General features: G+C 70.0%; 8 protein-coding genes. 6 read left to right on the top strand and 2 right to left on the bottom strand.

From position 1 onward, the window contains the following. On the bottom strand, positions 1-536 hold a 536-nt coding region (locus tag ABH926_RS51310), incomplete at its 3' end, for an IPT/TIG domain-containing protein (protein ID WP_370374727.1). Between the two features lie 377 nt (positions 537-913). On the opposite strand from ABH926_RS51310, the gene ABH926_RS51305 reads away from it, so the two are divergent. The 5 genes from ABH926_RS51305 (at position 914) to ABH926_RS51285 (ending at position 8,570) form a co-directional block, all read left to right on the top strand. Continuing rightward, positions 914-1,657, top strand: coding sequence for an IPT/TIG domain-containing protein (locus tag ABH926_RS51305; RefSeq protein WP_370374726.1), 744 nt, complete (start codon positions 914-916; stop codon positions 1,655-1,657). Between the two features lie 116 nt (positions 1,658-1,773). Then, positions 1,774-2,607, top strand: coding sequence for a VOC family protein (locus ABH926_RS51300; RefSeq protein WP_370374725.1), 834 nt, complete (start codon positions 1,774-1,776; stop codon positions 2,605-2,607). Positions 2,608-2,935: 328 nt separating this feature from the next. Then, entirely contained in the window at positions 2,936-6,394 is a 3,459-nt protein-coding gene (locus ABH926_RS51295) for a GH92 family glycosyl hydrolase (protein WP_370374724.1), read from the top strand. Between the two features lie 428 nt (positions 6,395-6,822). Continuing rightward, positions 6,823-7,827 carry a membrane protein insertase YidC gene (gene yidC / locus ABH926_RS51290; protein ID WP_370374723.1) on the top strand — a complete coding sequence of 335 codons (1,005 nt, stop codon included), beginning with the start codon at positions 6,823-6,825 and terminating at the stop codon, positions 7,825-7,827. A gap of 74 nt (positions 7,828-7,901) precedes the next feature. After that, a complete protein-coding gene (locus tag ABH926_RS51285) occupies positions 7,902-8,570 on the top strand; it encodes a hypothetical protein (protein ID WP_370374722.1) in 669 nt (222 codons plus the stop codon). A gap of 8 nt (positions 8,571-8,578) precedes the next feature. Here the strand turns inward: ABH926_RS51285 and ABH926_RS51280 are convergent, their stop codons facing one another. Continuing rightward, on the bottom strand, positions 8,579-9,628 hold the full coding sequence (locus ABH926_RS51280) for a PP2C family protein-serine/threonine phosphatase (protein WP_370374721.1): 1,050 nt from the start codon (positions 9,626-9,628) through the stop codon (positions 8,579-8,581). A gap of 281 nt (positions 9,629-9,909) precedes the next feature. Here ABH926_RS51280 and ABH926_RS51275 point away from each other — a divergent pair, with 281 nt between their 5' ends. After that, positions 9,910-12,438 (top strand): cell wall-binding repeat-containing protein, encoded by a 2,529-nt coding sequence (locus tag ABH926_RS51275; protein WP_370374720.1) that lies wholly within the window; start codon positions 9,910-9,912, stop codon positions 12,436-12,438. Positions 12,439-12,721 lie beyond the last annotated feature (283 nt).

Raw genomic sequence — 12,721 nt, 5'->3', positions numbered from 1 at the left:
CCCACGCTCGGGCCCTGCGTCGGGCTGATGCTGCTCACCACCGGCGCCGCCACATAGGTGTAGGTGGCGCTGTTGCTCGTCCCGCCTGGCGTCGTCACCGTCACCGACACCGAGCCGGTACCGGCTGGAGCCGTGGCGGTGATCTGGGTGGCGCTGACCACCGTGAAGGACGCCGACACCGAACCGAACGACACACTGGCGGCGCCCGTGAACCCGGTGCCCGTGATCGTGACCGTGTTCCCGCCGACGGCCGGTCCGCTTGTGGGACTGAGGCCGCTGACAACCGGCGCCGCCACGTACGTATAGGTCACTCCGTTGCTCGTCCCGCCCGGCGTCGTGACCGTCACCGAGACCGAACCGGAGCCGGCGGGCGCGGTGGTGGTGATCTTCGTCGAGTTGACCACGACGAACGTCGCCGAGGCCGAACCGAACATCACCGCGGTCACGCCCGTGAACCCGGTTCCCGTGACGGTGACGGCCGTTCCTCCGGCGGTGGGGCCCTGGACCGGGCTGATCGCGCTGATGACCGGCGCCATGATGCGACTCCTTCCTTTCGGGGCTCGCATCGCGCCGGGCTCCAGCCGGCGACGGAACGGGCTGCCTGTCGATCTGGCTGTTTTCGGTCGATCTAGCCACTTTCAGTAGCCTGCGCAGGTCACCGGGCCGCAAGAGAGCCCGACGCGAAATCACTCTTTCGTGTCCCGAGCGGCGGCCTGGCGAAATTCAGCGGTTCCCGGCGCGATACGGGACACGATTCGCCAGTCGCTCAAAAGGGTGACTTCGCTTCGAGGTCTATTGCGGCCCGGTGACCTGCGCGGACTACTGAAAGTAGCCAACGACGAAGCGGTCGGCGGCAGCACCGGCCCGCCGCTCCCGGAGTTGAGCATCAGCCAACTGCGAGGGAGCAACGCACATGCCGATCTCTCCAAATCAGGGATCCACCGGTGGCGGGACCGTCGTCACCATCACCGGCGTCAATCTCGCCGGTGCGACCGCCGTGAGGTTCGGCACCAAGCCAGGCACCATCACCGCGAACACGCCCACCTCGGTCACCGTCATCTCGCCGTCCGGCGCCGGAGTGGTACAGGTGACCGTGACGACGGCGGGCGGCACCAGCAACCCACTGTCGTTCTTCTACGTGGGCGCCCCGTTCAAGTCCGCCCTGAGCACCGGCTCCGGACCGACGGCCGGCGGAAACTCCGTCACCATCAGCGGTATCGGGCTCGCGACCGCCAACGACGTCGCGTTCGGCCCCAACAGCGCGACGCCGACCGTGGTCTCCGACAGCCTGATCGACGTCGTCGTCCCGGCGGGCAGCGCGGCCGGGACGGTCAGCGTCACCGTCACCACCGCCGGCGGCAGCAACAACGGGTTCTCGTACACCTACGTGGATCCGCCCACAGCCACCAGCCTCACCCCCTCCGAGGGCCCGACCTCCGGCGGCACCGCGGTGACGATCACCGGCACCAACCTCGCCACCACCCAGTCGGTCACCGTCGGCGGAGCTACCGCGCCGTTCGGGGTCATCAACGCCACGGAACTGTCCATCGTCACCCCTCCGGGTAGCGCCGGGGCCGCCGACGTGGTGATCACCACCAGTGGCGGCAGCGCCACGATCGTGGGCGGCTACACCTATGTGGCCGGTCCTGGGATCTGATCACTGGGATCTGAACTCCGCACAGGCCCGTCGCGATCGCGGCGGGCCTGTCACATCTTCAGCGCCGTCTTCGTCAACGAGGCGAAGACAACATCCCACCGCTGGAGGAACCTCCCGTGCACTCGACATTCCGCGTCAACATCATCAAGCTCGCCGTCCGCGACCTCGACCGTTCGGTCCGCTTCTACACCGACGGTCTCGGCTGCACCGTCGAGCGTCGCGACGAGGCCGGCGTCACGCTGCGCCTCGGCGACGCGCAGGTCCCGCACCTCGAACTCCGTCCCTGGGACGACCTGGCCGACGAACTCGGCGCGCTGCCGGACACCGAGGGCTTCCGAGGCTTCATGATCTCGGCGGTCTTCGAGACCGCCCCGGGCGTCGACCGGCTGCTCGAGGCCGCCGTGCGGGCCGGCGGCACGCTCGTGAAGCCGGCCAAGGGCGCCGTCTGGGGCTACGCCGGCCACTTCGCCGACCCCGACGGGCACCTGTGGAAAGCCGTGTCCAGCGCGACACCGATCCTCGCCAAGTTCAAGCGGAAGACCGACACCCCGTCCGGACCCGTGATGTCGCCCATGGAGGTGGCGGTGACCCTGGGCGTGCCGGACATCAAGGCCGCCAAGCAGTTCTACGCCGATGGCCTGGGCTACGAACTGGACAAGGCCTTCGGCAAGTTCGCCAAGTACAAGACCGTCCCCGGCGCTGCCACCTTCACCCTCTACACCCGGGATGCCCTTGCCGCCGACGCCGACGTCGCCCCGGCAGGCACCGGCTTCGCCGGTTACGCGCTCGGCTACCACGCCGCATCGCCCCAGGACGTCGACACGGCCACGACCACGGCGATCACGGCAGGCGCCCACATCGTCAGCGATCCCAAAGAGCGCCCCGGTTCCGGCTACACCGCGACCTTCCTCGCGCCGGACAACTCCGCCTGGACTGCCGCAACGCGCTGACATCTTCGGCCCCGTCAGGCCCGGTTCCGCTGCCGCTCGGCGGCGTGACGGTCGCGGTGAACGTGACCCCGCGCTGTTGGGGCTGATTCCCTTGCCGGCGCCGAGGGTCAGTGTGGGGGTACCCGCGGTTGCGGGCTCTGCGAGGCCGTCGACAGCCCTCGGATCTTGACGCCCGTTGCCCCCGTCCGTCAGCCTGTCGCCTGACAACGACGTCGGCTGCTGACAAACAAGGACACGAATGCGCCGCCTTGGTAACGTTCACACTCGTAGACCCAGACTCACCGCCATACTCAGCGCCGCGATACTCGCGGTGGCCTTCTGCCCGCAAGTGGCGAGCGCCGGATCCGCGGACGCCAAGACCGCGCCCGTCACCGATCCCGCGGCGATCGTCAACCCCCTGATCGGCACTGGAAGCGGCGGCGACGTCGTGGGCCAGGTCGACATGTTCCCCGGGGCCGTGGCGCCGTTCGGCATGGTGCAGTGGAGCCCGGACACCTCGTCGCGGCCGCCGGGCGGCGGGTACGACTACGCCGACAGCACGATCACCGGCCTCAGCCTCACCCACGTCTCAGGGCCCGGATGCGCCATCGGCGGCGACTTCCCGGTGCTGCCGATGGTCGGGGCCGTACCCGCGAATCCGTCCTCGGCGCAGCAGCCCTTCAGCCACACCGCCGAATCGGCGACCCCGGGCCTGTACTCCGTGACCCTCGCGCCCGGGACGGCCGGCGCGATCGGCACGCGGCTCACCGCCACCGAGCGCACGGGATTGGCCGAGTTCACCTTCCCGGCCACCGACCAGGCGCGGGTGCTGGTGAACTCCGCCGGATCGGCGGCCGGCAGTTCGGCGGCGACCTTCGCGGTGAGCGGTGACCGCGAGATCACCGGCTCGGTGACCAGCGGCCACTTCTGCGGACAGCCCAACTCCTACACCGTCTACTTCGCGGCGCGCTTCGACCGGCCCTTCACCTCGTCGGCCACGTGGAGCGGCGGCAGCGGTGGCACCCTGACCTTCGACACCCGCGGCGATTCGAAGGTGCGGATGCAGGTCGGGATCTCCTACACCTCGACCGCCGGTGCGCGCCGCAACCTCGCCGCCGAGGCGACATCGTGGAACGTGGACGATGTGGCTCGTGCGGCGCACCAGGCCTGGAACAAGCAGTTGCGGAAGATCGAGATAGCCGGAGGCACCGCCGCCGAGCAGTCGAGCTTCTACACCGCGCTCTACCACACGCAGCTGGACCCGAGCGTGATCGACGATGCCGACGGCGCGTACCCCGGCTTCGACGGGAAGATCCACACCGCCCCCGCCGGGCACCATCAGTACTCGAACTTCTCCGGCTGGGACGTCTACCGCTCCGAGATGCAGCTGATCGGGATGCTCGACCCGCAGCGCGGCTCGGACATGGCACGTTCGCTGCTGGCCGACGCCGACCAGGGCGGCTGGCTGCCCAAGTGGCCCTCGGCGAACGGCTACACCGGCGTCATGAACGGCGACGCCGCCGACCCCATGCTCGCCGACCTCTACGCGTTCGGCGCCCGCGATTTCGACCTCGGCGAAGCGGTCGCCACGATGGTCCACGGCGCCCAGGGCACCGGCGCTCCGGGCCAGGGCTGGTATGTGGAGCGGCCGCACGGCCAGGACTACATCGCAAAGGGCTACGTGCCCAACGTCGGGTCCGACTCGATCAGCCCGGTGCCGAACGGCGCGTCGGAGACCGAGGAATACGCGCTGGCGGACTTCGCCATCTCCCAGATGGCCCACGCATCCGGTGACACGGCGGACGAGTCCGTGTTCTTGAAGCGCTCGCAGAACTGGTCGTCGGTGTTCAACACGGCCACCGGCTACATCCAGCCGCGCGACGCCGACGGCGCCTTCCCGTCCGGGGATCCGACCACCGCCGGCCAGTCCGGCTTCGGCCAGAGCGGCTTCCAGGAGGGCAACGCATCGCAGTACACGTGGATGGTGCCGCAGAATCTGCGGGCCCTGTTCGACGGTATGGGCGGCGATGCCGCCGTGCGGCAGCGGCTGGACACGTACTTCACGCAGATCAACGCCGGACCGAACCAGCCGTACCACTGGCAGGGCAACGAGCCGTCGATCGGCACGCCGTGGGCGTACGACTCCGCGGGCGCACCGTGGGAGACGCAGCGCATCGTGCGGCGCATCACCTCGACGCTGTATTCCGCGACCCCCGGCGGCGAGCCGGGCAACGACGACCTCGGTGCGATGAGCTCGTGGTACGTCTGGGCGACGCTGGGCGTGTACCCGCAGACTCCCGGCGTGCCGATGCTGGCGCTCGGCGCGCCGCTGTTCACCTCGGCCGTCATCCACGCCGGTGCCAACACCCTGACGATCAAGGCTCCGCAGGCGGGTGACGCGGCTCCGTACATCCAGAGCTTGCGCATGGACGGCCGGCAAACGCAGCACTCGTATCTGATGCTGGACGGCCGCGATCACCACCTCGACTACACGCTCGGCGCGTCGCCGAACACGACGTGGGGTTCGGCGCCCCAGGACGCGCCGCCGTCGTTCGGCGCCGGGCCGGTCAGCTTCCCGCCCGCCACTCGGGCGGCGGTGTCGGTGACGCCGCAGCAGGTCCGTGTCGCTCCCGGGACGACGACGGATGTCACGGTGAAGGTCGACAACACGCTCGGTACGTCCCCTGCGACCGTAACCTGGAACGCGCAGGGCCCGGCCGGCCTGGCCGCCACACCGTCGCAGGCCACTGTCACGGTCGCGGCCGGGGCGGTGGCGACGACCGACGTCAGCCTGTCCCCGGACGCGGCGATGGCCTCGGGCTACTACCAGGTCGCGGTCCGGGCGACGGCGTCGAACGGCGCGGTGCTGCCGACCACCGACATCCTGGCCACGGTCGCGGCGCCCGGCGTCTTCATCCCGACCGCCTACGTCACCGACTACAGCGACGGGACGCTGACCCCGGTCGACATCCGCACCGGCAACGCGGGCCCGGCCATCCCGGTCGGCAGCGGCCCCGACGGCGAGGCGATCACGCCGGACGGCAAGCGGCTGTTCGTGGCGAACAACAACTCGAACAACGTGACGGTCATCGACACCACGACCAACCAGGTGATCGGCACCGTGGCCGTGGGCAGCGTCGCCGCCGACCTGGCCGCCGCGCCGGACGGCAAGACGGTCTGGGTCAGCGACTTCGGCGACGGCACCGTCCAGCCGATCGACGTGGCGACCCTGACCGCCGGCACCCCGGTGAAGGTGGGCAGCCAGGCCGAACGCGTGATGATCAACCCGTCCGGGACCCAGCTGTGGGTCGCGAACCAGGGTGACGGCACGGTGAGCGTCGTCGATCTCGCCTCGCGCACCGTCGTGCACACGGTCGCGGTCGGCGCGGCGCCGTTCGGCGTGGCCTTCGCGCACGACGGCTCCAAGGCGTATGTGACCAACGGCGGCGGCAACAGCGTGTCGGTCATCGACACCGCCGCCTACACCGTCTCCGCCACGATCCCGGTCGGCGCGGGTCCGCAGGGCATCCGGGTCTCCCCGGACGGCTCGGTGGCCTACGTCGCCGACTCCGGGGCCGGCGGCGTCACCCCGATCACCCTCGCGACCGGCGCCCCCGGCCCGCTCATCCCGACCGGGTCGGGCGCCTATGCGGTCGGCTTCACGCCGGACGGCACCGTCGCGTGGGTGGTCGACACCAACACCAACGACGTGCGTCCGGTGACGGTCGCCACCGGCGCGGTCGGCAAGCCGGTCGTCGTCGGCAACGTTCCGGACGGGATCGTGGTGACGCCCTCCACCGCTCAGTGATGACCGTGGTCTGAGAAGACGATGCCCGGCCGCGGTGCTCCACCGCGGCCGGGCTCATGCGTACGGGTTCAGGTGCGCTGAATGGTTTCGGCCCGGGAACGCCGGGGTGCGGGACACAGCCCTCCACACCGCAGGCCGTCACCCGAACGGACTACGACCCGCAAAACCGAACACCCAAACTGACCTGCGAACGAAGCACTTCGAACGACAAAGGAACCCCGTGCTCGGGGGATCGGGGCACGCGGCCCGCCGCCGGCCGTCCCGGTCTGCTCGCCGACTCGCTCGCGCGCCCGGGCCGGCTCTGCCCGATGGTCGCGATTTTTCCCGACTATTGTCGAGATCATGGCATTTGGTATGCGAGCGTACGCGACCGGCATCGCCGCCGCGTCCGTGGAGGCCGGGCCCGACCTGACGTCCGACCGAGAGGCATGACCGTGGGGGCCATCGACACAGTCCTCAACCCGATCATCTGGGCCACCAGCTTCGTGATGGTGCTGTGGCACCGGGTCTTCGGCGCGATCTTCGGCGAGAGTTCCTCGGTCTCCTGGGTGCTGTCGATTCTCTTCCTGACGATCACGATCCGGGCGGCGATGATCCCGCTGTTCCGCAAGCAGATCAAGTCGATGCAGAACATGCAGCGTCTCCAGCCGCAGCTCCAAGCCCTGCAGAAGAAGCACAAGCTCGACAAGCAGAGGCTTCAGCAGGAGACCATGAAGCTCTACAAGGACAACGGGACCAGCCCGTTCGCCTCCTGCCTGCCGATCGTGGTGCAGCTGCCGTTCTTCACCTCGCTGTACCGCGTGCTCAGCCACGCGGCCAGCGGCCACGCGGTCGGCGCGCTCAACCAGGCCGACGCCACCGCCATCCAGCACTCGACGTTCTTCGGAGCGCCGATCCCGCTGAGGTTCTTCACCACGCAGACCTACTTGAACACCGCGGCGAACGGGCAGTTCGCGCACACGTCGCTGTTGAACCTGCGAATCGTCGCGCTCATCATGGTCGTGCTCTACGCGGCTTCGCAGTTCCTGACCCAGCGCATGATGCTGGCCAAGAACACGAACCTCGACAAGTCGGTGCCGAACCCGATGATGCAGAGCCAGAAGATCATGCTCTACGTCATGCCGGTCGGCATGTTGTTCTTCGGCCTGAGCGTGCAGATCGGCGTCGTGCTGTACCTGATGACCACGAATGTGTGGACGATCGGCCAGCAGTTCTACACGCTGCGGAACAGCCCGGTGCCGGGCAGCCAGGCCGAGAAGGACATGATCGCCCGGCGGAAGGCGAAAGAGGCCAGCAAGGCCCTCGCTGCCGCCGGGAACGCTCCAGTCTCCAACGCGGTGTCGGCTGCCGACGGCAAGCCGCAGAACAGCGCCCCGGTCTCGCGCCAGCGGGCCCAGCCGGTCCGCAGCACTCGTCGCAAGCGGAAGAAATAAGGCAGGCGGTCGCATATGAGCAGCACCGCACTCGTCACCACATCACTGAGGCCGAGGAAGTCCCGCCCACTTCCATGACCGCCCTGACCCGGATCGCCGCCGTTCCGGAGCTCGAAGAGCGCTTCGTGCGCCGGAGTCTGTGGGTGCTCGGTTGCGGGGTCATGCTGCTGTACGTCCTGTGGGAGGCATGGGACCTCTATGCACCGTGGCGTACGCAGGCGTTCCTGCATGCGGCGGGGTTCCGGGGGGTGAGTTACGACGCAGCCCAGAAGTCCGAGCTGCGCGGCACGTCGTTGGTTCCGCTGCTGGTCGCGGCCGTCGCGTTCGCCGTAGGTAGCGCGGTCGTGGTCGGTACCGCTCGAAGGATCCGCGTCACTGCCGCACGCGATGTGCGACGGGTGACCGCGGCGATGGTCGTGGTCATGACCTTGGCCGTCGCCGGATCCGCGGCGAACCAGGTCCGCACGGCGGCGGACGCGGGTCACCGGCTGAGCGGGCTGGCGCACGTCACACAGTCGTCGGTCGGCGACATCGCCGGCCGTGCCGGTGTCAGCGTCGCCGTGCTGGTGAACGTGGATTACGGCCCTGCGGGGCAGCGGGTCCATCTGCCTGGGCCAGTGCTGGTGGTCGGCGGCATCGGCTTGCGCGGCACCGGGACTGTCTACGGCGTCGACACCGTCACCGGCAAAACCTTCGCCGCGTCTCACGACGAAATGATCACGTATATCGACGGGCCACGCTAAGCGCGCGATCAAGTGCGGTACCGGGCAGCGAGCAGGGCCGCGTCGTCGGTCATCCCGTCGGCGGAGTAGGCCACCACGTCCGCGAGCAGCTTGTCGAGAACCACGTCGGGCTCCTCCGCGCCGAACGACACCAGCCTGGCAGCAAGCGGGTAGAACCGATCGTCGGCGTCGCGCGCTTCCGAGACACCGTCGGTGTAGAGCAGAAGGAGGTCGCCGGGTTCGAGGTCGACCGTTCTGCCGCGGTAGGCGACACCGGTGAGCGCTCGCAGCCCCAGTGGCGGTGCGTAGGCGGGTGGCTCGACCTCGATCACGGTCCCGGAGCGGCGCCGCAGCAGCGGAGGCGGATGGCCGCAGTTGACGACCTCCACCAGGTCCTGCGCCGGCGGGACCGTGAGCAGCACCGCGGTGACGAACCGCTCGTCCTGCCGGCTCTGCGCGAGTGTGCTGTCCAAGTGCTCCGCGAGTCGGGCGAGGTCCGGTTCGATCCGGGCGTCCGCCCGGAAGGCACCGAGGACGTCCGCGGCGGTCTCGACCGCGGCCAGGCCCTTGCCCTGCACGTCACCGAGCAGCACGCGGGTGCCGTACGGGGTTTCCAGAACCTCGTAGAGGTCCCCGCCGATCCTGGCCTCCGCCGCGGCAGCCAGGTAACGCACGCCGATCCGCAGCCGGCCGATCCTGCCCGGGACGGGACGCAGCAGGGCCCGCTGGGCCGCTTCAGCGACCGTGCGGACCTGCTCGAGCACCCGTTCCCGTGACGCTGTCAGAATCACGCCGGCGGTGCTCGCCAAGGTGACAGCCACCACGGCCGCCACCGCCTCGACGTGGACGGCGGCCGACACGTCCTGGTTGCCGAGGGCGAGCAGCACGACGGCGACGACCGCGAGCGCTCCGGCGACCAGCGGCACCCGCGCGGACCTGGCGTCCGCCGCCGCCAGCACCGGGACCGCGGCGAGGATCGGCGAGACCGTGGTCTTGGGCCCGGTGAGCAGGTCCACCAGGACGGCCACGGCGATCAGCGCGTACGCTCCGGTCAGCAGACGGCGCGACCGCCTGGGCATCGCGGCGGACCCGCCTGCACCCGCTGTGGCTACCGCCGCGGCCTCCTCGGGCGCGCTGGTTCCTCGGTCGTGGGCCACGTCTCCAACTCTCGTTCCTTCCGCACGCTCCGGCGACACGAGGGGCGGGGTCTGCGGCCGTCGCGCGCGGGAAGCCGCCCTCCCCGGCGAGGGCTGAATACAAGCGTCCATGTGCCGATGCGCGAATGTAAGATCGCGCGCGCGGGGTCCCCAATGGACCGCGCGCGGTCCATTGGGGACCGCATACCCGGGGAGGGGCGCGAATGCGCGCGCAACGTCTTTCTGTAATCGCGGTGGGGACGCTCACCGCTCTGGGACCTTCGGTGATGTCGGCCCTGGCCGCCACCTCGCCGGCGTCCGCGGGCGATCCGCCGGCGACCGAGGTCGCCGTGGATTCCTCGCCCACGGACTACCCGGTCGTGAACTGGACCGGACAGGCCGTGCCGCCAGGCCAGACGGTGGCCGTGAGCGGCGTGCAGAACGCTTCGACGTCCGAGGTCACCGCGAACGTCAGCGGTCTGCCGGGCGGCGCGACGTTCTCCGTGATGTTCGCGAACGCCGAGAACGGTGCCCCGCTCGCGGCCGGTACGACGTACAACAACGCGACCTATGCCGGATCAGGGACTGCTCCGGTGCTGGAACTCAACGGCGGCAGCGAGTACCAGACGGGGAGTTTCACCATCGACCAGCTGGCCTGGAGCGGTGGCGCTGTGACGCAGTTCGAGGCCCACTTCCGTGCGGTCGGCTTCACCGGTCAGACAGTCCAGGGCCTGGTGCGGTACAACGCCACCGGCCCCGCCCCGGTCGGCGCGCCGACCGGCCTGCCGCCGGCGGCCCCGTCCGGCAGCATCGCCCCGATCACCTTCCGCCGCGGCCAGGCGGTGATCTCCAACCCGGGACGCGGTACCGGCGGCACACAGATCGCCACCGTTCCGCTCCCCGCTTCGGGGAGCACGCCGCCGGCCAGCACGACAGCCGGCGACACCGGCCGCACGGCGTGGACGCCTCTGGGGACCCGGCTGCTGTCGACATCCGGCCCCGGTATTTCCAGCGTCCGCCCCGACGGCACCGGGCGGCAGAAGGTCGCCACGGGCATCGCGGGCGACGAGAACGCCCTGTACAGCGAGCCCGCGGTGAGCCCGGACGGCTCCTTCATGGTGGCGTTCACCCCCGACACCGGTCTGGTGTCCTTCGCGACCGACGGCTCGCAGGCCGGGCACGGCTACGTCCTCCCGCTTGGACCCGCGTCGACCAGGGACGTCAATTGCCAGGGTGACGAGTTCCCGAGCATCGCACCGGACTACAGCGTGATCCTCCAATGCGACAAGGTGACCGGTCCGCCCGACACCTACCGGTTCAGCAACGGCACCACGTCGCTTCTGATCGCGAACGCCGCGCAGGCTGCGTACTCGCCGGACGGCACGAGGATCGTCTTCGTCCGGAACGACGCCAACGGAGTCCCGCAGCTGTTCAGCGTCGGCGCCGACGGCAGGACCGGACTGACCCAGATCACCCAGGAGCAGAACGGCGCGACCAAGCCGGCGTGGTCGCCCGACGGCAGGTATCTCGCCTATGAGAACCCTGTCTTCAACGAGATCGTCGAGATCCCGGCCGGCGGCGGTGCCGCGGTGGGAAGCATCCCCGACGCTGACGACCCCACGTGGACCGTCTCGCCGGCGACCACCCACGTCGTGCGCGAGTGGGGTCCCGACCGGCACGCGACCGCGATCGCGGCCTCCCAACTGAACTTCGCGAACCACGGCGACACCGCCGACCCGAAGCGCGCTCAGGCCGGCGCGGTCGTGCTGGCACGCGACGACAACTTCGCCGACGCGCTCGGCGGCTCGGCGCTGGCCGTCCACGAGAACGCACCGCTGCTGGTCACCCCGACCGGGTCGCTCAACGCCGGCGTCGCGGCCGAGATCAGCCGGGTCCTGGCGCCCGGCGGCAAGGTCTACCTGCTCGGCGGCACGTCGGCGCTGTCCCCGGCGGTCGCCCAGGCGCTGGCGGCGAAGCACTACCAGGTCGAACGACTGGCCGGGGACACCCGGTACGGCACCGCGGTGGCGATCGCGCGCGTCGTCGACCCGCACCCCCGCACGGTGATCATCGCGACCGGCGCGGACTTCCCCGACGCGCTGTCGGCGGGGGCCACGGGCCTGCCCGTACTGCTGACCGAGGGCGCGACGATGCCCCCCGACACCGCGGCATACCTCAACGGCCTGAACCCCGACCCGAGCTCGGGCGGCACCCAGCTGATCACCGTGGGCGGCCCGGGGGACAAGGCACTGATCGCCGGCTACCAGAACCACGAGATGCCGCGCTGGCCCAGCCAGATCAGCCGGCTGCCACTGGCCGGCAGCACCCGGTACGCCACCTCCATGATGGTCGCGCAGACCTTCTTCAGCGGCGAGACCGACGCCGCGGTCGCAACCGGCCTGAGCTGGCCCGACGCCCTGTCCGGGGGCGCGATGGTGGGCCACCGAGGCGGCCCGCTCCTGCTCACGAACCCCTCCGGCATGAGCCCGGCCCTGCTGGCCTACCTGGGCGGTGAGTCGGCGAGCCTGTACGCGCTGCACCTGCTCGGCGGACCGGCCGCGCTGCCGAACGTCATCGCCCAGCAGGGCGCCGGAGTGATCGGCGTTCCCGGTCACGTCTCCATCGACTCGCTGGAGCCCGGCGGCGTCGTGCCGTTGGCAGCGCACATTGCAGGCGAGTCCCCGAAGGCTACGGACGCCAGGCGGCAGTCCGGGTCGACGGCGGGCGGGCGGCCGCAGGCCGTTCGGCAGTAGCCCGACCCCGGTCAGAACGCTGTCAGGTGCCCCGACCCCACGGGCACCTGACAGCGGCGTCAGGACCCTCCAGGTGGCGATTTGGCCGCCGGCCGCGCTGTCGGATAAAGTCTGGGAACCGCCGAGGAACAGGGAGCGAATTCCTGACCGAAGCGAATCGCAATCAAGCGAAAGCCGAAATTGCGAAGAACGCAGAGGATCTGCTAAGATCTAAAGCGAAGCAAGACAAGAAAAAAGAAAAACAAAGCAAGACCTGACAACGCCGGGTCGCAGCCGATCGGAA

Source organism: Catenulispora sp. GP43 (assembly GCF_041260665.1).
Lineage (GTDB): Bacteria > Actinomycetota > Actinomycetes > Streptomycetales > Catenulisporaceae > Catenulispora.
This window is presented reverse-complemented; position numbering and strand designations above follow the sequence as displayed.

What these genes read in the sequence shown, in the direction of transcription:
- ABH926_RS51305 (WP_370374726.1), top strand. Translation starts at nt 914, where the DNA reads ATGCCGATCTCTCCAAATCAGGGATCCACCGGTGGCGGGACCGTCGTC.
- yidC (WP_370374723.1), top strand. Translation starts at nt 6,823, where the DNA reads ATGACCGTGGGGGCCATCGACACAGTCCTCAACCCGATCATCTGGGCC.
- ABH926_RS51285 (WP_370374722.1), top strand. Translation starts at nt 7,902, where the DNA reads ATGACCGCCCTGACCCGGATCGCCGCCGTTCCGGAGCTCGAAGAGCGC.
- ABH926_RS51280 (WP_370374721.1), bottom strand. Translation starts at nt 9,628, where the DNA reads ATGCCCAGGCGGTCGCGCCGTCTGCTGACCGGAGCGTACGCGCTGATC.
- ABH926_RS51275 (WP_370374720.1), top strand. Translation starts at nt 9,910, where the DNA reads ATGCGCGCGCAACGTCTTTCTGTAATCGCGGTGGGGACGCTCACCGCT.